The sequence below is a fragment of the Streptomyces sp. NPDC003032 genome, from assembly GCF_053591415.1.
The window spans coordinates 426,020-445,505 of the sequence record NZ_JBSFTT010000004.1 but is presented as its reverse complement, the minus strand read 5'-3'; the positions used below and the strand labels follow the sequence as shown (position 1 = coordinate 445,505).

The window sequence follows — 19,486 nt, the reverse complement described above, 5'->3', positions numbered from 1 at the left end:
GACGTGCCTGAGACCGCCGGGGTCCTCGCGCTCGCCCGCATGGAGCGCATGGAGCTCACGCTCGGCCCCGTGACGTGCACACCGGACCGGGCATGGCGGCACGAGACCGCCCCTCCCCCACGGGGTCTGTCACCAACGGCTGGCCATGCCCGAGGTGTTGCCCGGAACGCCGGGCTGTCCCATGCCCCAGTGGTTCCAGATGAACGTCTCCTCCGGCAGGTGCACGAACTTCGCCCCCACATCGAGGAGTGCGAGCCAGGCACCCCAGTCGTCGAAGGGGCAGCCGGGGAAGTCCTTGGGCAGCTGGAACCCGCCGGCCTTCTTGAAAAGGTCGGTGCGGACCAGCGTGGTGGTCTGGATGTAGGAGCGGCGGCGCAGCTCCTCCTCGTCGAACGGCACGCCGTAGCGCCCCATCGGGTCCCGCCCGCTCTCGTACCGGGGGACACGCGGAATCGGGTAGACCACGTCGGCGCCGGTGGTCTCCGCGCAGTCGCGGATCCGCTCCAGGTGGTGCGGGAGGAACTCGTCGTCGTCGTCGAGGAACGCCGTCCAGGCGGTGGTCACCTTCGCCAGCGCCCTGTTCTTCGTGGCCGCGGCCCCGGACCGCTCGTGGTCGTACTCGACGACGAGCGAGGCGGGTTGGAGGGTCTGCCGCGTCACCGAGGCCAGCGCCTTCTGCAGGTGCTCCTGACGCGGCGGGATCGTGGCAATGCAGACGGTTATGTCATTCACGGGGACTCCGCTCATCGGCTGTCATTCGATTCCCGATATCTCGCGCAGTCTGCTCCGTCGTACGGACCCAGTCAATGCCTCTCGGGCCTGTTTCAAGTACTGCTTAACAAGGGTGACTGGGAAGTTCGCGACTGTTAGCGTCCGCTGGCAAGAAAGCCCATGAATAAGCACTTTGAGTGCGGGAATTGGGGGATTGCGTGGCCGAATTGGATACCCGTCAGCTGGAGGACGTGAGCAGCAACAGCTCGCCGATCTACACGCTGTTCGACGCCGAGGTCACCGACGGCCTCCGCCCGGACCACCTGCGGCGGCTCGCCTCCGGCGTGCTCGGTGCGGTGCGGGTACGGGGCTTCGGCTCCGACGAGACCTGCGCGAAGATCATGGGGGCGCTCGACGAGCACCCGCTGGGCGCCTACGACGCCGAGGTCGTCTACCCGCCGGTGGCCAAGCTCGGGCCGGCGGCCTACGACTACTACGGCGCCCGCGAGCTGAACCAGGACTACTGGCGCAGCGCCGAGGAGTCGACCGTCGTCCGGTCGGTCCTGCTGGACGGCGGTGACCCGCTCGACCTCGCGGTGGAGCACTTCCGCTCCGTGTGGCCGGGTCCGGTCGAGCCGGCGACCTGTGGGGGCCGGCCGCTCTTCGCCGGGATGATCCGGGAAATCGCCACCGGCATGAAGATGCACTGGGACGAGATCGTCCGTGAGCTGCCCGGCGCCCTCGACACCGAGCCCGTCTGCCAGCTCGCCTTCAACTGGTACCTGTCGATGCCCGAGGGCGGTGGCGACACCTGGGTCTACCGGCGCCGCTGGAGCCCGGCGGACGAGCGGTTCCGCGACGGCTACGGATGGGCCGAGGACATGGTCGCCGACGAACCGTTCGCGGCCGTACGCCCCGAGGCCGGCGACGCGATCGTCTTCGACCCCCGCAACTACCACCTTGTCAGGGCGAGCGAGGGCGAGGGACGCCGGATCAGCCTGTCCTTCTTTCTGGGCGTCACCGGTGAGGGCCGGCTCCTGTACTGGTCATGAAGCAGCAAGTGGAGGAAAGAGTGCAGCTCAGTCCCGATCAGATGGCCCAGTACCGGGAGACCGGCTTCCTGGTCCTCGAATCCCTCTTCGACCCCAGCGAGGTCGAGGCCCTGGTGGACGGCTTCGAGGCCGACTGCCTGACCCCGGGCCCGCAGCGCATCCTGGAGGAGAACGACGAAGCGGTGCGCGCGGTGTACGCCTCGCACGAGCGACGCCGTGAGTTCGCCACGCTGGTGCGCACCCCCCGGCTGCTGGGTCCCGCTCGGCAGCTGATGTCCGACCACCTCTACGTCTACCAGTTCAAGATCAACGCCAAGCCGGCGTTCGGTGGTGACAAATGGGCCTGGCACCAGGACTTCCTCGCCTGGAAGCTCGCCGACAACCTGCTGGAACCGCGCCAGGTCAACGTCGGTCTGTTCCTCGACGAAGTGACTGAGTTCAACGGCCCGTTGATCTTCCTGCCCGGCTCACACCGGTCCGGTCTGCTCCGGGACTTCCGCAACGCCTCGACCCGGTCGTCGCAGCACCTCGACCCGGACGACATAGCCCTGCGCCCCGCGCAGATGAGCGACCTGGTCGACCGGCACGGCATGGTCAGCCCCAAGGGCCCCGCGGGCTCGGTGATCCTCTTCGATCCGGAGATCGTGCACGGCTCCGCGCCCAATATGTCGCCGTTCCCGCGCCGCCTGCTGATCGCCACGTACAACGACGTCACCAATGTGCCGGTCCCCCTCGGGGAGCCCAGGCCCCCGTACGTGGTCGGACGGGACACGGCGCCGCTGGAGTTCAGTGACGAGCCGATCGACTTGAGGGTCGGAGGGCCGGTATGACCGGCCGGGCCGAAAAGCTCAGCGCCCGCGCCGTGGTGCTCGAACGCTTCGGCGCACCGCTGGCGCTGCGTTCGTTCGAGGTGCCGTCCGCGGGGCCGGGTGAACTCGTCGTCGCCTGCGACTACGGCGGGATCTGCGGCACGGACGTGCATCTGAGCCAGGGCCACCTCGACATCCCGACGCCACTGGTGCTCGGCCACGAGGGCCTCGGCACGGTGTACGAGACCGGTCCCGGCGCCGGGCACGACGCCCAGGGCCGCCCGCTGAGCGTGGGCGACACGGTCATGTGGGCGTCATCGATCGCCTGCGGCGTCTGTGTGCCCTGCCGGCAGTACCGGGAACCGACGCTCTGCGAGAACCGCAGGACGTACGGGGTCAACCGGCCCGTAACGGAGCCGTCCGCGCTCTCCGGGTCCTGGGCCGACCACATCTTCCTGCGGGAGGGCACCACGGTGGTCCGGCTGCCCGACGGCGTCGCTCCGCTGGCCGCCATGTCGCTGGCCTGCGCCGGCCCCACCATGGTGCACGCCCTGTACGACCGCAGGCCGGTACGGGTGGGGGAGAGCGTCGTCGTTCAGGGCAGCGGTCCCGTCGGCCTGGCCGCGGCGGCGTTCGCCCAGCTCAGCGGCGCCGAGCAGGTGATCATCGTCGGCGGGCCCGCCGGCCGGCTCGACCTCGCCGCGCGGGCGCGCATCGGTGACGAGCACATCGACATCGTCGACGGCGGGCAGGAGGCCGCCGACAAGGTCCTGGAGCGGGTGCGCGAATTGACCGGCGGCCACGGCGCCGACCTGGTCATCGAGTGCACCGGAGTGCCGGCCGCCGTAGGGCAGGGGCTCGGACTGGCCCGCCGGGGCGGTGCGTACCTCGTCGTCGGCCAGTACACGGACGCGGGTGACACCCTGATCAACCCGCACCAGATCGTCCACCGGCAGCTGGACGTCATCGGCTCCTGGGCCTTCACCGGGGCCCACCTCGTCGACTACATCCGGCTGCTGCCCGCGCTGACCGCGCGATTCGACCTGGAGGCACTGGTGACCCCCTACCCTCTGGCGTCGGCGGACGAGGCCGTGGCCGCGGTGACCGCGGGATCCGTGATGAAGGCGGTCCTCGCGAGCTGACACGGCACGGACAACGGGCTGCCCGAGTGCGTGATCCGCACTCGGGCAGCCCGTTGTCGGCTCTCTACCGGTCGGTGCTCAGCAGCCACAACCAGGTCGAAGGAGCTCCGAACGGCTCGCGGCGCTCGACGCGCAGCCCCGCTTCGGCGAATGCCTTCTCATAGGTGTCGAGCCCGAGAATGGGGGTCTCCATGAAGGTGTGCACCAGCTCGAACTCCGCGGAGAAGACCGGCAGCGGCCCGCTCTGCGCCGACCAGTCCTGGGCCACCGTGTCCGCGATCATGAAGTGCCGTGCGTCGGGGAAGACGTCGCGCAGCATCCGCATCACACCCCCGGGGTCCCCGGTGAGTTCGAACAGGTCGTGCATCATGAGGAAGCTGGTGACCAGGTCGATGCCGGGAAACGTCCGCTGATCGACATGGTCGAGCACGTCGGCGAGCACCACGTCGAGCCGGTCCGACAGACCCTCCTCGTCGATCCGCTGCCGCGCGGACTCGCAGGCCGCCGCGTTCACCTCGATGCCCACGCCGCGCCGCGCCGTGTCGGTGCCGCACAGCCGGATCAGCCGGGACGCGTCACCGCATCCCAGGTCGGCCACCGACGCGTAGTCGAGGGCCGCCGTGACCTTCTCCTCGACGGGCAGCATCATCCACCGCCCCACCTGACCGGAGCCCACGGCGACGTGCCGGCCGTCCCTGTTCACCTCGCGCCCGAACGTCACGGAGCCGTCGGCGAGGCCGGCGAGCCGGCTCATCACCTCTCCGTAGCCGCCGACTCCCCAGGTGAAGTACCCGCAGTGGCGGACCAGTTCGCGTCCCGCGGGGGTCAGCTCCACCGTGTCGGGGCCCAGTTCCAGGTGGCCGAGGAGCGCGGCGACCCGCAGCAGCGCGGAGAACTTGGCCTCGTCCGTGCCGGTCCGCGCCAGGAGGTCGTCCAGGGTCCGCGGGCCGTCGGCGAGTGCGTCCCACACCCCCAGCTCGGTGAGGGCGAGCACCACGTTCGCGCCGACGTATCCGTTGAACAGAGCGGCCGGTTCCTGCGGCTCCAGGGTGGGGAAGGCCTCGGCGCCGCGCGGCGCGCCGAGGCCGCTGCCCGGCATACGGCGGACCGGCGGCACAGGGAGCGTCGCGGCCAGGGCCCGGGAGAACCGCTCGACGTGCTCCGGCGTGCCGACCGTGACCCGCAGATGACCGGGCAGACCGAAGAGCTCCAGGTCGCGGGTGGCGATGCCGTGTTCCGTCGCCAGCCGGGCGGCCAGTTCGGCGCCGCCGCCGGGCGCCTCGACGAGGACGAAGTTGGTCTGCGATCTGATGTACCCGACCCCCGCGGACTCAAGGGCCTCATAGAGCAGTTCACGGGTCTCGGCGTTGCGCCGGCGGTGGAGTTCCACGTGCTCGGGGTGCTCCAGCGCGGCGGCGGCCGCCCGGTGGGCGAGCCGGTTCACGCTGAACGGCACGGTCCGGTGGGTCTCGGCGATCCTGGCGATGAGGTCCCGGGGACCGAGGGCGTACCCGGCCCGCAGCGAGGCCAGCCCCCAGATCTTGGAGAAGGTGCGCAGCACGATGAGGCGCCGCCCCGCGCGCACCGCCCCGACGGCGGACTCGTACTCGGGCGACGCGTATTCCATGTACGCCTCGTCGAAGACGGGTATCACGCCCGCCGCCTCGGCGCGGTCGATGATGTGTTCCACATCGGCGGCGTCGAGCACCGTGCCCGTCGGGTTGTGCGGATTGCACACGAAGGCCAGGCGGACACCGTCCTCGGCCAGGCCCGCGGTCAGCGCGTCCACGGCCACCCGGTGGCCGCTCAGCGGTACGCCGTGGACCGTGGCGCGGGCGCGCGCGGCGGCCGCGCCGTAGCCGGGGAAGGTGGAGTCGGTGACCAGGACCCCGTCGCCGGGGCGCAGGAAGGTCAGGGCGGTGAGCAGGACCAGCTCGTCCGCGCCGTTGCCGACCGCCACCATGTCCTCGGCCACGTCGTAGTGGGCGGCCAGGCGCGAGCGCAGCAGGGCGGACTCGGTGTCGGGGTACTCGTGGATCCGCTCCCGCAGTTCGGCGGTCGCGGCCTCGATGGCCCCGTCGGGCGGGCCGTAGGGGTTCTCGTTGCAGTGCAGACGCAGTGTGCCGTCGTCATTCATGTCGATGCCCTCTCGTGGGTGATCAGAAATGCACGCCGGGGGACTGGAACGAAGGGCCGACGACCGTGCCACCACCGTCCGGCACCTTGATGCCGAGCAGCTTCTTGGCCTGTACCTGCATCTGGTACATGAGGCCGACGGCGTCGTCCATTTCGTCCGGGTGGCCGTTGAACACCCGGTTCAGGGAGGTCAGTGCGCGGGTGTAGGACTCGTCGCACTGCTCGGAGTCGCGGCGGGCCGCGGAACCGGACGGCAGCTTGTAGGTGTCGGGGTCGTCGGCCATCGGGTGCACCCCGTCGGGGTCGAAGGGCACGCGCGCCCCTTCGAAGACCCACGAGCCCTTGCTGTTCTTGACGAGCCGCCGTCCCTTGACGATCTCCTGGAATCGGTAGTAATGCCCGAACTCGTCCGGGTCGGCCACGCCGTTCCCGTTGAGGTCGTGCGGGCTGCCCTCGCCCTGCTCGATGATCTGGTGGATGGCCAGCAGCGCGGAGCGCTTGTCCTCGACGCGGAACAGCACGCCCGGCGCGCCGGGCCAGCTGACCTGTCGCGCCGGGTCACCGGTGAACAGCTTGCCCTCGCGGTCGAGCCGGATGATGGCGCGGGCGATCTGGTTGTAGAACCAGCCGATGGTCTGGGGCTTGTACTCGGCCCGCTCGAACCAACTCTCCAGCGTGCGCACGGCCTTGCCGTCCGCGGCCAGGATCTCGCCCTTGCGGCTGACCTTGACGTCGTCGGAGTTGATCACGGCGCCCTTGAACCGCTTCCCGTCGACCACCGGGTACTCGGGCAGCTCGATGGCCATGAAGACGTTCTCGACGTGCTCCAGGGACAGTTTGCGCAGCCGCACCTTCAGATCGGGCAGCACCGGCCCCGGCAGCCGCCCGGGGTAGGTCGGCACCAGGCCGGGGCGGCCTATCCGCGGTTTCCCGCCGACCGCGGTCAGCAGATTGCCGACCTGGGCCATGTGCTGCATCTCCTCTAGCACCACACCCCGGATGATCGCGGCGATCTCGGTGTTGTAACCCGACTTCACCGACAGCAGCGCCGCCAGATAGGGCGGGATGGTCGCGTGCTCGACGAGCAGCGCCTGCTGGAGCGCCGAGCGCAGGTCGTCGGGCGTGTCGATGTCGAGGATGGGCGGCGCCGGTTTGGTGGCCAGCCACTTCACGATGGTGTCCCGCTTTCCTGGTGAGAGATCCCGTGTGACGGGCATGTGGTGGGGTGATTCCCGTGGCGCGAGCAGCGTCTTGGTGATGTAGACGGAGTGCTCGGTGACGTGGCCGTAGTGGCCCAGGTCGAACACGTCGTGCATGGCCGGGTAGAGGTTGGCGTACTGCTGGAGGACCGGCTGCACGTCACGGACCCAGGTCGGGCGCTCGGGTGCCTTGTGGTGGCTGAAGAGCCGGACGCTCAACCGGCCCTCGGGTTCCCCGGGGCCCTCGGCGAAGCCGTAGGCGAGGTCGGCCACGATGCCGTCGACGACGCGCCGCGGGTTGCCCGGGTCCTTTCCGGTCAGCGTGATCTCGGCCCGGCCGTCGGAGCCGGTCGTCACCGTCTTCGGGGCCTGTAGCGCCGCGGGCAGCGCCTGTGCGTCGAGGTCTATCCGTACGCCCGCGGCCGGCCGGCCGTACCGGGTGGCGTGCACGGAGGTTTTCGCGGTGTCGTGCGGCGCCTGCGGATAGATGCGGAAGACCCCGCCGTCCGCGCGCAGGAAGGTCGCGTCCTTGTTCTCGGCGAGGACGACGGCGGGCTGTGCCCCGGAGGTGTCCACGACCGCGAGACGCCGGTCGCGCACCGATGCGGCCTGCGCGGAGGTGAGGCGGACGGTGGCGATGCCCGCCAGGCGCTCGTAGAAGTCCTTGTCCATACCCTGGAGCGCGCCGAGTTCGACCTGCTCCCCGCCGTCGTCGTCCAGGGCCACAAGGCGCAGCGGGCCCACGCTCTCCAGCGGCCCACCGCGCGACGTGGCCCGGATGCTGTTGCCCAGGTCGACGAAGACCGTACGCGCCTTCTCGTCGACCCGGCACGGCGCGTGGTGCAGCGGCCCCGCGTCACCGGACCTGCGCAGTCTGCGGCCCGCCACCAGATGGTGCGGCTCCCCTTCGGCGTAGGGGCCGATGGCTCCCACGAGCCGGCCGAACGTGAGCGAGTCCAGCCACCGCTCGACGCCGTCCTCCACGCCGTCCAGGTTGAGCTTCACCGAGAGCTTGTCACCGTGGGTGGCCCCGCGCATCGTGCGCAGCAGCGGTGACGTGAGGTCCTCGGCCCACCGCACGTCTGTGAGGACGGACTGGTAGGTGGCGGACGGGTCACCGCGGCCCGAGGGCAGCGTCGCGCGGATCCACACGTCCTCCATGGCCGCCGGCGCGAAGTCGCCGCGCAGCTGTTCCCGGCCCTTGCCGTCCAGGACGCGCAGGCGCAGGCCGTAGATCTCGGAGACCATCTGGTTCTGCGGGTCGAGGTCCACGAACTTGCCGTTGGGGCGCCGGTCGTCGTCCGCGATCCGCCCGCCCACCACCGGGTCCGCGGAGCCCTTGGTCACCACCCGGCCGTCGGGGTGGCAGACGCTGGTCACCCGCACGTCGGTGAGCCGCAGCGCCCCGGAACCACGGGGGTTCCACAGGCCGTTCGGATCCGGCAGATCCATGCGCCACTGGAACCGCGGCTCGAAGAGATCGTTGTCGAAGTAGGGCACGAGGTTGTTCGCTGTGGCCACATCGGCCTGGAAGGTGCCGGCGAAATTCAGCCGAGGAAATCCGAGGTACGACACTGGCGCCTCTCAGTCGCGTGGTTCGAAGGTGATCGGCAGGCTCTTCAGGAAACGGAAGTTGATGCTGTCCAGCCAGTCGGGATCACTCTTGGCGAGGGCCCAGTTGTCCACCCGGCGCAACAGCGTGCGCATCGCGACATCGATTTCCGAGAGGGCGAGCGAGGCCCCGAGGCAGTAGTGGATTCCGTGCCCGAAGGAGAGATGGTCGGCCGCTCTGCGTGTGATGTCGAGGGTGTCCGGATCCTTATAGCGCCGGGGGTCGCGGTTTCCGGAACCGAGGACCAGCGTCACCGACTGGCCGCCGCGTATCCGCTGCCCGCCGATCTCGATGTCGCTGAGGGCGATCCGGGTGGTGAACTGAACCGAACTGTCGTAACGCATCAGCTCATGGGCCGCGTTCGTGGTCAGTTCCGGGTTGTCGCGCAGGAGGCGGGTCTGGTCCCCGTTCTGGAGCAGGGCGAGCACCGCGTTGCCGATGAGGTGCGTCGTGGTCGCCTGGCCCGCGTCGATGAGCAGCAGGAAATTGGCGAAGACCTCGTCGTCGGTGTAGTCGGCGTCGTGCAGCTGCGGGCTGATCACCTGGCTGAAGAGGTCGTCGGCCGTACCGTCACGCCGGGCGCGCGCGCCTTTGTCGAAGGACTCCCTGAGCGTCTCGATGCGTCCGTTCTCCGCGCTGGACTGGGTGAAGAACTCGTGCAGCAGCCCCTGCCAGCTCTCCAGCAGGTGCGCGTCGTCGTCGGGCACGCCGGCCAGCTTCGCGATGATGCCGCGGCTCAGCGGCTCGGAGAAGTCATGGATGACATCCATGTGCCCCTGGCCGGCGACCCGGTCGAGCAGCTCGTTCGCCAGTTCCTCTATGAGTGGACGCATCTCCCGTACGAAACGGGGTGTGAGCCCGGGTTTGATGAGCCGCCGCAGTCCGGTGTGGCGGGGCGGTTCATTGAAGAGCATCATGTCGGAGAGTGTTTTGGCCAGCAGTTCGACATTTCCTCGCGACTGCGCAGGGAGACTTTCGTAGAAATCGGATATGCGGGCACCGGAGAGGCGGTCGTCCTTGGAGAGCTGGACGATCTCCGGATGCCCGAGTATCGCCCAGGACTGCATCCATTCGTCCCACTGGACTGGGTTCTCCATGCGCAGTTCGGCATAGAATGGGTAGGGGTTGTCCGCCCATTCAGAACCGAACAGGTCGAGCAGGCTCGTCGTGCTGGGAGCGGTCATGGTCGAACAGCCTGCCGCCCCGTACGGCGAACCGTCAACTACTGTCGGAGAAACGCCGATAAGGCCACCGGCGGTGTCGTGCGTCTTTCGCTCCAGACTTAATGACGGTGACTCCCATTGGGGCAGCTGTTAACGTCACGACTGCCGATGGGAATTCTCCATGAATTCTCCTGTGGGAAGGCAGAGTTCATGACGCGATATCTCCTGGCCCCTTTTCCTCTGCACGGGCACGTGACCCCGATGGTCGCCCTCGCCGCCGAACTGGTGGAGCGTGGGCACCACGTCGACGTGGTGATCAGCGCCCCCTTCGCGGAGGTGTTCCGCGAGGTGGGCTGCACGGTCACCGAGATAGCCATCCGGCCCCGTGGCGGCGTACCGGAACGGCCCACGTTCGGCCACCGGCTGCGCCGGATCCGCCGCATCTGGAACGTCTTCCGGGAGCAGCGCCGCCTGACCGCGGAACTCATCGGCGGCTGGCCGAAGTGGGATCCGGCCGTCGTCGTAGCCGACATCATGGCGATCTGGGGAATCCGCGCCGCCGAAGCGGCCCACGTGCCCTTCGTCTCCTTCTACGTGACCTACGCCGTCAGCGAAGAGGTCCTGCTCGAAGAGGTGCGCCGGCAGCTGGGTCCGCGCGTGGCCACCCTCGTCAAGCTGTCCGGCATCGCGCGCATCCAGCCCGGACTGCGCCGCAGGGTCACGGCGGGAGCCGCCAAGGCGCTGGTCAACTGCGTGCCCGAACTGCAGCCCGCCCGCGCCTCGTTCGATGAGCGTTTCCACTTCGTCGGACCACTGCGCCGCGAGCCCGTCGGGACGGACGGCTCGGCCGCCGGGTACTCCGACGACCTTCCCTGGGAGCGCATCGAGCGCGAGCCGTCCCTGTACGTGTCCACCGGCACCATGTTCACCCGGGGCCCGGAGTTCTTCCGCAAGATCGCCGATGCCTTCGCCGGGACCCGCTGGCTGGTGGTGCTCGCCACCTCGCACACCGACCCGGCCGAACTCGGGCCGCTCCCCGAGAATGTGATAGCCCGGAAGTACGTGCCGCAGTCCGCCGTCCTGGAGCGCTGCGACGCCTTCCTCTCGCACGGCGGGATGAACTCCGCCCTGGAGGGCCTCGCACTCGGCAAACCCATGGTCCTCGTGCCACGGGCTGCCGATCAGCAGGAGATCGCCCGGCGCCTCGCCGCCGTCGGCGCGGGCGTCGTCGTGCCGGCCGAGAGCGAGGGGGCCCGGTTCGTCGCCGCCCTCGACGAGGTGGTGGCGGACGACGGCATCCGCCGCAAGCTGTCGGAGCTCTCCGCCCGCATGGGCCGGTTGAACGGTCCGGGCGCCGCTGTCGACGTACTGGAGAAGCTGGCCCTGGAAGCCCGGCCGGGCCAGGGGCAACCCCGATGAGCCGGCCGCGCAGAAGGACGGTCCTGCAAGGATCGGCGGCCGTGGGACTGGCGGCGGCCGCGACCACGGGAGCGACCGGCACACCGGCCCGGGCGGCGGACGTGGCCCGGCGGACCGACCCCTACGAGGAATCCGTACGGGACGCCCGGATGATCTGGGACCGCCCGCCCGAGGCGTGGCACGACGCGCCCTGCCTCGGCGACGGCTCCCTGCGGGTCCATGTCCACCGCGGTGACTCCCCGAACCGCCTGGCCTTCGCGGTGCGGGCAGGGGACGACGACCGGCAGTCACCCGCCGACGGCATCGTCCTGCGTCTCGCGGGGACGCCCACGGCCCACCACTGGCAGCTGGACCTGTGGCGGGCGGAGCTCACGGCGACCGTCACCACGACGCGCGGCCGGGTACGCCTCACGGCTCTGGTGCCCCACGGCCGCGGCGTCCTCGTCGTCCGTCTGACGACCGAAGGGGCGGAGTCGGGAGCCGCCTGGGAGCGCATGGCCGACACGGGCGCGGGCCGCCCGCTGCCGTACCGCGAGGAGAGGCGCGGACCGGAACGCGTCATGGCCGCCGGCGGCGACGCCGGAGCGGTCCGCCGGGTCCTCGCCGACCCCGAACGCCTCGGCGCCGAGCACCGCCGCTGGTGGCACGCCCACTACCGACGCGGCTTCATCTCCGTACCGGACCGCACCGTGCAGCGGTTCTACTGGGCGCAGATCTACCTGTCGGCGGCGGCGCTGCGCGGTGATCCCCGTGCCGTCGGCTTCGGCCACCCGCTGCTCGGCACCACCGACCACCTCGCGCTCGACGCGGTGGCCGGCACCGCGGCCGGCCGTCCGCGCGCCGCGAGCCACAGCCATCTCTACGGCGCTCTGCCCGGCGTCGGCTCCAAGGGCGGCCGGGCCGACGAGCCCATCAGCGCATGGGGGCTGCCCGCCGTCGAGGCCGCGTACCGCAAGAGCATGGACATCCGCATCCTCCGCGACCGGCTGCACCCCGGGCTGCGCAAGGCGGTCGGCTTCTACGCGCACTTCCTCGTGGAGGAGCCCGACGGGCGGCTGCACCTGCCGGCCACCCACTCGCCGCACTACGCCGACGCGGCCGACGCCACCTACAGCCTCGCTCTGCTGCGCTGGGCGCTGTCCTCACTGATCGACTCCACCCGGCGGCTCAAGATCCGGGAAGGGGGACTCGACCGCTGGCGCGACATCGCGGCCCGCCTCGCGCCGTACCCCACGGGCCCCGACGGGGTGCTGATCGGCCGCGGTGTCGCCCTCACCCGCTCCCACGCGCACCCCTCACATCTGCTGTGGCTCCACCCGCTGCGGGAGCGGCTCACGGACGCCCGCATGGACCTCGCACGGCGCAGTTACGCCCATTGGGCCGCCCGGCGCGAGGGCTGGCACGGTTCCTCCTACGTCGCCGCCGCGAGCCTCGCCGCGGCGGTGGGCGACTCCGATGACGCCCTCTCCCACCTCCGGCACTTCCTGGCGGACCTCGGAGGCGGGGCGCTCTACCGCGGGAGCAAGGGCGAGACGGGCGGTGAGACGGCGGTGTCCGTGCCCCTCTCCGCGGGACACGCGGCCCTCGACCTCCTGCTCGACACGCGGGCAGGCGCCCTGCGGGTCTTCCCCGCGACACCGCGGGAGTGGCCACAGGCGACGGTGGCCGGGCTGCGGGCTCCCGGCGCCTTCCTCGTCGACGCCGTGCGCAGCCACGGACGCACCGACTGGATCAGGGTGCGCAGCGAAGCCGGTGAGCCGCTGGTGCTCGACCACGGCATCGAGGGGCCGTTCGAGGTGCTCGACGAGAAGGGCAGGCCGAGGCCATGGCGTCGCAGCGGCGCGGGCTCCGTGACGGTGCCGCTGGCGCGCGGTGAAGCGGTCGTCGTGGCGCGACGCGGGGAGCGGCCCACCGTCGACCCGCAGGTGGTGGCCGCCGCGGGAGCCTCCCGGCCCTGGGGGCTGGCTGGAAATCCGAAGTAGACCTGGCACCACTGCCGATGACGGATCCCAACCGCTACGGTCACAGCGTGATCGCGCGCAATACGCTGGAGGCCCTCGCACAACGCCCGTTGAGCTTCCTCACGTCGTCCTGGCCCTGGCGGTCGCTCGCCTATCTGCTGTCGAGCGCTGCCACGGGAGCCTGTGTCGCGGGGCTCGGGGCCCTGCTGTACTTCCTGTGGTCCGCGCTGGGACCGCTCGCCGTCGTGGTGGTCCTCGCGTCGGCCGCGCTCGTGGCGCTGGCCGTGTCCCGCTACGAACGCTGGCGCCTGCGGCTCGTGATGACCATCCCGTCGGCCGACGCGCGGGAGGAGCGGGCCCGCCCGTGGTGGAGCGGGTTCAAGGAACGGCTGCGGGCGCCGGGGGGCCTGCGCCATCTCGGTTACGGACTGGGCGCGCTGCTCGTGCTGTGGTGGACGGACATCGGCATCGTCTTCGTGTCCCTCGGGGTGCCGCTCTTCCTGATGAGTGCCCCCCTCCAGCCGACCGCGAGCTCCGCCGTGGCCTGGGCCGGCACACTCGCGGGCGTGGTGCTCCTGCCGATCGCGGCCTATCCCGTCGCCGCCTGGGCGGGCGTGCGTGCCGCGATGGCCCGGGCGGTGCTGGCTCCCGCGGACGACGAACTGGTCCAGGTCATGGAGTCCCGTGCCCGTCTCGTGGACGCCTTCGAGGTGGAGCGCCGCCGCATCGAACGCGACCTCCATGACGGGGCGCAGCAACGGCTCGTCACCCTGTCCATGAAACTCGGCCTCGCCGGGCTCGACCTGCCACCGGACTCGCTCGCGGCCCAGCAGGTCAGGGAGGCGCGGGACCAGGCCAAGCAGGCGCTCCAGGAGCTGCGTGAGCTGATCCACAACATTCATCCCCAGGTGCTCACCGACCGCGGCCTCGGACCGGCGGTGCGAGACGTCGCCGGCCGCTCCCTGATCCCGGTCGAGGTCGACATCGCCCTGCCCGACCGGCTCCCTTCGCAGGTGGAGACCACGGCGTACTTCGTGGTGTGCGAGGCACTCGCCAACGTCGCCAAGCACAGCGAGGCGACCCGGGCCTGGGTGCGCGGCAGGCTCGGCGGCGGCCGGCTGGTGATGGAGATGCGTGACGACGGGATCGGTGGAGCGGACACGTCGGCCGGCACCGGACTTGTCGGTATCACCGACAGGCTCGCGGTCCTCAACGGCAAAATGTTCCTCTGTTCACCGGCCGGCGGGCCGACTGTCCTGCGAGTGGAGATCCCGTGCAATCACTGAGGCTGGTCATCGCGGAGGATTCCGCCCTCCTGCGCGAGGGTCTGGTCGGACTGCTGGAGCGTTTCGGGCACACCGTGCTCGCCGCGGTCGGCGACGCGGTCTCGCTGGTCGCCGCGGTGGCGGAGCACGGCCCGGACGCCGTCATCGTCGACGTCCGCATGCCCCCGGACAACACCGACGACGGCCTTCGCGCCGCCCGGAAGCTGCGCGCCGACCACCCCGGCCTCGCGGTGCTCGTGCTCAGCCAGTACGTATCGCAGGGATACGCGGCCGAGCTGATCGCCTCCGACCGGCAGGGCGCGGGAATGGGCTACCTGCTCAAGGACCGCATCGGCGAGATCGAGGAGTTCGTCTCGGCGCTGGAGGCCGTGGCCGGGGGCGGGACCGTGGTGGACCCGGAGGTGGTGCGCCAGCTGCTCAGCCGCCGCCACGATCCGCTGCAGCGCCTCAGCCCGAAGGAGCTGGAAGTGCTCGGTCTCATCGCGGAGGGCCGCTCGAACGCGGCCATCGCCCGGCGCCTCGTGGTGACGGAGGCCACGGTGTCCAAGCGCATCGCGGCCATTTTCACCAAGCTGGATCTGCCGCAGGCGTCGGACGACCACCGCCGGGTGCTGGCCGTGCTGGCCTATCTGAACGTGTGATCCATGCGAAAGGGCGTCCCCGGAGACCGGGAACGCCCTTTCGGCATTCGCAAGTGCGCCGCCAGGGACTCGAACCCCGGACCCGCTGATTAAGAGTCAGCTGCTCTAACCAACTGAGCTAGCGGCGCCTGCTGACACGTAAATATTACATGGCCTGGAGGGGTGCTCCCGACCACGGCGAGGTCATGCCCGGAAGGGGCGCGGGGGCGCTAGATCGCCAAGGACAGCAGCACCGGCGCGGCCCCGCGGTTCAAGGTGTCCGCGGCCTCGCGCAGGCGGTGCGCGTGCTCGACCGGCAGGGACAGGGCGAGGCAGCCGACCGAGGAGCCCGCGGTGACGGGGACGGCGGCGCAGACCGTGCCGACCGCGTACTCCTGGAGGTCGAGGACCGGGACCGTGGCGGGCTGGGCGGCCAGGCGGTTGAGCAGGACGCGCTCGTTGGTGATCGTCCGCGAGGTGAGGCGGGCCATCCGGTGGCGGGAGAGATGGTCGCGGCGGCCGTTCACGTCGAGCTGGGTGAGCAGGCTCTTGCCGATCGCGCTGGCGTGGGCGGAGGAGCGGAAGTCCACCCATTCGTTGACCGCGGGGGTGCGGGGCCCGGCGGCGAAGTCGGTGACGCGGACCTCGCCGTCGACGTAGCGGCTGAAGTAGACCGCGGCGCCGATCGAGTCGCGCAGGCCGTCCAGGGTGCGCTGGAGCTTCTCGCGCAGCGCCTCGGCGTGGCGGTCGGCCGAGCCGAGGCGGCTGAGGGTCTTCCCGGTGACGTAGGCCCCGTCGGCCGTCTGGTCGACGTATCCCTCGCGGAGCAGCATGCGGAGCAGGGGCGCCAGCCGTGTGGCGGGCAGGCGGGTCTCGCGGGCGAGTACGACCGTGGTGACCCCCGAGCCGTGCCGGGCGACGGTTTCGAGCACCCGCAGGGCGCTCTGGACGGAGTCGTGCGGCGCGGTCGCCTTGTGCTTCAACGCCACTGCTTCCCCCTGCGTGGAACGGTTCCGGACAGTCGGGCTCGTCCCACGATAGCCGCCAAGTGGCGCATAAGGAGCGGATGTTGCCGAGATTGGCGGCGCGCTCCCGTCCTGTACGCAGGAACGCGCCACCCTGGCATATGCCGACGTCAAGCACCGGACGCGGGGCCTCGGCCGACGCCGGTCAGTCCCGGCCGCCGATCACAGCACCGCGCTGAGGAACTCGCGGGTCCGCTCCTGCTCGGGCTCGGTGAAGATCTTCTCCGGCGTCCCCGACTCGATGACCCGGCCCGAATCGAACATGAGCACCTGGTCCGAGATGTCCCGGGCGAAGTTCATCTCGTGGGTCACGCAGAGCATCGTGATGTCCGTGGTGTGCGCGATGTCGCGCAGCACGTCCAGGACGCCCGCCACCAGCTCCGGGTCGAGCGCGGACGTCACCTCGTCGAGCAGCAGCACCTGCGGGCGCATCGCCAGGGCGCGCGCGATGGCGACGCGCTGCTGCTGGCCGCCGGAGAGCTGCGTCGGATAGGCGTCGCAGCGGTCGCCGAGGCCGACCAGGTCGAGCAGCTCGCGGGCGCGCACGTCCGCCTCGTCCTTCGGCATGCCGAGGACGCTCACCGGCGCCTCGGTGATGTTCCTGAGCACCTTCATGTTCGGGAAGAGGTTGAACTGCTGGAAGACCATCCCGATGTTCTTGCGGACCTCGCGGACGTGCTTCTCGCCGGCCGGGACGAGCTTGCCGTTCCTCTCCTCGTGGGTGAGGTACTCGCCGCCCACCTTGATCGTGCCCTCCTCGGGTCTCACCAGCGTCATGAGGAGCCGCAGGATCGTCGTCTTCCCGGAGCCGGAAGGGCCGATCAGCGTCACGTGCTTGCCGGAGGCGACGGAGAAGTCCAGCTCGTCGAGGACGACGTTCGAGCCGTAGCGCTTGACGACCTTGTCGAAGCGGATCAGCTCGCTGCCGTCGACGGCCGGGTTGGGGGTTTCCTGGGAGGTGCTGCTGTCAGCGGACAAGACGACGCTCCAAAACTCGCAGAAGAAGAGAGGCCGGGTAGGCGATGACGATGAAGGCGACACCGACGACGCTGATCGCCTCGTAGGTGAAGGTCGCCTGGCTGTATCCCTGGGCCTGGCCCAGCATGTCGAGCGCGCCGATGGCGGCCATCTGCGGCGACTCCTTCAGCATGACGATCACGTAGTTGCCGAGTGCGGGGATCACCCGGCGCACCGCCTGCGGCAGGATCACGGACGTCCAGGTGCGGCGCTTGGAGAGGCTGAGCGCGGTCGCCGCCTCCCACTGGCCGGCCGGCACACCCTCGATACCGGCCCGGTAGACCTCCGAGGTGTACGTCGAGTAGTGCAGCCCCAGCCCGACGATGCCCGTGGTGAGGGGGGACATCGAGGGGCCCCACTCGGGCACCACGTAGAACAGGAAGAACAGCTGCACCAGGAGCGGGGTGTTCCGGATGAACTCGGTCACCACCGTGACCGGCCAGCGGATCCACTTCTTCTCCGAGCGCTGGGCGATCGCCCACACCAGGCCCAGCGAGAAGGCGATCAGGGTGCCGAAGAACAGCGCCTTGAGGGTGAGTTCCACACCGTCCCAGAAGAGCGGCATGAAGTCGTCGACGTGTGACCAGTTCCAGTTCACTTGGCACCCCCCGTACCGGCGACGACGTCGATCGACGACTTGGCCCGCATCCCGCTGAGCAGGCCGGTCTTCTCGGGTGCCTGGCCGACCCGCTTCTTGGCGTGCCGCTCCAGGAGCCGCATGCCGCGCGTGAGGATGAACGCGAGGACGAAGTACAGGGCGAGCAGCAGCGTGTAGATCGGCGCGCTCTCGTTCTTGACGAGCCGCAGCAGGTCACCGGCGAAGGTCATGTCGGCCACCGCGATGAGCGACACCAGCGACGTGCCCTTGAGCAGCTCGATGAGCAGGTTGTTGAACGGCGGGATCATCTCCGGCCAGGCCTGCGGCAGTTCGATGCGGCGCAGCCGCTGCGCCGGCGTGAAGTTCAGGGCGATGCCCGCCTCGCGCTGCGCGGGCGGCACCGCGGCGAGCGCGCCGCGCACGATCTCGGACGCGTACGCCCCGTAGGTGATGCCGAGTGCGAGCACGCCCGCGAACATCGGCTGGAAGCTGATGTTGAAGACCGGCGGCACGGTGAACGCGATCCAGAACATGAAGACCAGCGACGACGTGCTGCGGAAGATCTCGAAGTAGGCCCCGGCGAGGAACCGCACGATCCAGAGCCGGTTCGTGCGCAGCACACCGATCGGGAAGGCGATCACGAAGGCGAGGGCCGCGCTGAGGAAGGTGACCTGGACGGTGATCCAGACACCGGGCAGGAACCAGTTCTGGAAGAACTCCGACGACATCATGAGGAGGCGCCCTTCGCCGGGGGGCACAGCTTGCGCAGGGTCAGATCGGTCATCTCGTCCGCGGTGAAGCCGAACGGCTTGACGATCCGCAGGAGTTCACCGCTTTTCTTGAGCTTGTGCAGCTCCTTGTTGAAGGCGTCGCGCAGGTTCTTCTCGGACAGCCGGAAGGCGAAGCCGCCCGCGCCGTACGCCGGTTTGCCGTCGACCTCGGGCTGGAACGGCTCCGCCGCCTCGACCCGCGCGTTCTTCTTGATCACCGTGCGCACGGTGACGTTGGTGCCCGCGAAGGCGTCCACCCGGCCCTGGGCCACCGCGTCGACCCCCGCCACCTGGTCGGGCAGGACGAGGACGGACTCCACGCCCGCGGCCTTGGCGTAGTCGATCTGCGCGTAGGCGGTCCCGCTCGCCAGTTTCAGGCCCTTCTTGGCGATGTCGTCGTATGTCTTGATGCCGTGCGGGTTGCCCTTCTTCACGATGAAGGAGTCGAGCATCAGATAGTCGGGGTCGGAGAAGAGGACCTGCTCGCAGCGGGTCGGGTTGATGTACATGCCCGCCGAGACCACGTCGAACTGCCGTGCCTGCGTCAGGCCGGGGATCAGGGCGCCGAACTTGGTCGGCACCGCCTTCACCTTCGGTACGCCGAGGCGCGGGAAGATGACCTTGGCGATCTCCGCCGCCTCCCCGGTGACCTCGCCGTTCTCGTCGATATATCCGAACGGGACCTCGCCCGCGACACCGATCCTGACCGTGCCGCTGTCGCGCAGCCGGTCCAGCAGATCGCCCCCCTCGACCTTCCCTTCCTCGGGCACCCGGCTGCATGCCGAGGCGCCGAACACACCCAGCGCCGCCCCGCCCGCTCCGGTGAGCAGGGCGCGGCGGCGGATCGCTCTGCCTATGAATCCCTCGTTGTTTCCCAGTGGTGGAGCCATGGGCGCGCGGCTACCCGACTCGACGCGAGATATGCCGGTGAATTCCGGCCCCTGATGGGATCGTTGCCCTCTTGAC

16 protein-coding genes, 1 tRNA gene and 1 pseudogene are annotated in these 19,486 nt (G+C 70.1%); 8 read left to right on the top strand and 10 right to left on the bottom strand.

Going from position 1 to position 19,486, the window contains the following annotated elements:
- Positions 1-90, top strand: a pseudogene (locus ACWDZ7_RS08590) (bifunctional DNA primase/polymerase); the annotation flags it as partial.
- A 39-nt stretch (positions 91-129) separates the two neighbouring features.
- Here ACWDZ7_RS08590 and ACWDZ7_RS08585 read toward each other — a convergent pair.
- Positions 130-732 carry a glycosyltransferase family 2 protein gene (locus ACWDZ7_RS08585; RefSeq protein WP_451795922.1) on the bottom strand — a complete coding sequence of 201 codons (603 nt, stop codon included), beginning with the start codon at positions 730-732 and terminating at the stop codon, positions 130-132.
- 230 nt (positions 733-962) lie between these two features.
- Between ACWDZ7_RS08585 and ACWDZ7_RS08580 the strand changes: the two genes are divergently transcribed.
- Genes ACWDZ7_RS08580 through ACWDZ7_RS08570 form a run of 3 tightly spaced genes read left to right on the top strand, consistent with a single transcriptional unit; the run spans position 963 to position 3,714 of the window.
- Entirely contained in the window at positions 963-1,763 is an 801-nt protein-coding gene (locus ACWDZ7_RS08580) for a 2OG-Fe(II)-dependent halogenase WelO5 family protein (protein ID WP_451795921.1), read from the top strand.
- On the top strand, positions 1,760-2,593 hold the full coding sequence (locus ACWDZ7_RS08575; protein WP_451795920.1) for a phytanoyl-CoA dioxygenase family protein: 834 nt from the start codon (positions 1,760-1,762) through the stop codon (positions 2,591-2,593). The genes ACWDZ7_RS08580 and ACWDZ7_RS08575 overlap by 4 nt, the downstream gene beginning before the upstream one ends.
- Positions 2,590-3,714 carry a zinc-binding dehydrogenase gene (locus ACWDZ7_RS08570; protein ID WP_451795919.1) on the top strand — a complete coding sequence of 375 codons (1,125 nt, stop codon included), beginning with the start codon at positions 2,590-2,592 and terminating at the stop codon, positions 3,712-3,714. Before ACWDZ7_RS08575 ends, ACWDZ7_RS08570 begins: the two co-directional genes overlap by 4 nt.
- Before the next feature lie 64 nt (positions 3,715-3,778).
- Here ACWDZ7_RS08570 and ACWDZ7_RS08565 read toward each other — a convergent pair whose 3' ends face one another.
- The 3 genes from ACWDZ7_RS08565 to ACWDZ7_RS08555 form a co-directional block, all read right to left on the bottom strand.
- Positions 3,779-5,851 (bottom strand): aminotransferase class I/II-fold pyridoxal phosphate-dependent enzyme, encoded by a 2,073-nt coding sequence (locus ACWDZ7_RS08565; protein WP_451795918.1) that lies wholly within the window; start codon positions 5,849-5,851, stop codon positions 3,779-3,781.
- 22 nt (positions 5,852-5,873) lie between these two features.
- Positions 5,874-8,570, bottom strand: a complete 2,697-nt coding sequence (locus ACWDZ7_RS08560) for a ferritin-like domain-containing protein (RefSeq protein ID WP_451795917.1) — start codon at positions 8,568-8,570, stop codon at positions 5,874-5,876.
- 63 nt (positions 8,571-8,633) lie between these two features.
- A complete protein-coding gene (locus tag ACWDZ7_RS08555; RefSeq protein ID WP_451795916.1) occupies positions 8,634-9,845 on the bottom strand; it encodes a cytochrome P450 in 1,212 nt (403 codons plus the stop codon).
- A gap of 189 nt (positions 9,846-10,034) precedes the next feature.
- Between ACWDZ7_RS08555 and ACWDZ7_RS08550 the strand changes: the two genes are divergently transcribed.
- The 4 genes from ACWDZ7_RS08550 to ACWDZ7_RS08535 are packed head-to-tail and all read left to right on the top strand — an operon-like array spanning position 10,035 to position 15,131.
- Positions 10,035-11,243: a nucleotide disphospho-sugar-binding domain-containing protein gene (locus tag ACWDZ7_RS08550; protein WP_451795915.1), complete on the top strand. Its 1,209-nt coding sequence runs from the start codon at positions 10,035-10,037 to the stop codon at positions 11,241-11,243.
- A gap of 41 nt (positions 11,244-11,284) precedes the next feature.
- Entirely contained in the window at positions 11,285-13,225 is a 1,941-nt protein-coding gene (locus ACWDZ7_RS08545) for a glycosyl hydrolase family 95 catalytic domain-containing protein (RefSeq protein ID WP_451795914.1), read from the top strand.
- A gap of 47 nt (positions 13,226-13,272) precedes the next feature.
- Entirely contained in the window at positions 13,273-14,490 is a 1,218-nt protein-coding gene (locus tag ACWDZ7_RS08540; protein WP_451795913.1) for a histidine kinase, read from the top strand.
- Positions 14,478-15,131, top strand: a complete 654-nt coding sequence (locus ACWDZ7_RS08535; protein ID WP_451795912.1) for a response regulator transcription factor — start codon at positions 14,478-14,480, stop codon at positions 15,129-15,131. Before ACWDZ7_RS08540 ends, ACWDZ7_RS08535 begins: the two co-directional genes overlap by 13 nt.
- Positions 15,132-15,185: 54 nt before the next feature.
- Here ACWDZ7_RS08535 and ACWDZ7_RS08530 read toward each other — a convergent pair.
- From ACWDZ7_RS08530 to ehuB, 6 genes are all read right to left on the bottom strand, one after another.
- Positions 15,186-15,259: transfer RNA gene (locus tag ACWDZ7_RS08530), tRNA-Lys, on the bottom strand.
- 81 nt (positions 15,260-15,340) lie between these two features.
- Positions 15,341-16,099 carry an IclR family transcriptional regulator gene (locus ACWDZ7_RS08525; RefSeq protein ID WP_451795911.1) on the bottom strand — a complete coding sequence of 253 codons (759 nt, stop codon included), beginning with the start codon at positions 16,097-16,099 and terminating at the stop codon, positions 15,341-15,343.
- Between the two features lie 198 nt (positions 16,100-16,297).
- Positions 16,298-17,113 carry an ectoine/hydroxyectoine ABC transporter ATP-binding protein EhuA gene (ehuA, locus tag ACWDZ7_RS08520; RefSeq protein WP_451795910.1) on the bottom strand — a complete coding sequence of 272 codons (816 nt, stop codon included), beginning with the start codon at positions 17,111-17,113 and terminating at the stop codon, positions 16,298-16,300.
- Positions 17,103-17,750: an ectoine/hydroxyectoine ABC transporter permease subunit EhuD gene (gene ehuD / locus ACWDZ7_RS08515; protein ID WP_451795909.1), complete on the bottom strand. Its 648-nt coding sequence runs from the start codon at positions 17,748-17,750 to the stop codon at positions 17,103-17,105. The genes ehuA and ehuD overlap by 11 nt, the downstream gene beginning before the upstream one ends.
- Positions 17,747-18,478, bottom strand: coding sequence for an ectoine/hydroxyectoine ABC transporter permease subunit EhuC (gene ehuC, locus ACWDZ7_RS08510; protein WP_451795933.1), 732 nt, complete (start codon positions 18,476-18,478; stop codon positions 17,747-17,749). Before ehuC ends, ehuD begins: the two co-directional genes overlap by 4 nt.
- Positions 18,478-19,410, bottom strand: a complete 933-nt coding sequence (gene ehuB / locus ACWDZ7_RS08505) for an ectoine/hydroxyectoine ABC transporter substrate-binding protein EhuB (RefSeq protein WP_451795908.1) — start codon at positions 19,408-19,410, stop codon at positions 18,478-18,480. The genes ehuC and ehuB overlap by 1 nt, the downstream gene beginning before the upstream one ends.
- Positions 19,411-19,486 lie beyond the last annotated feature (76 nt).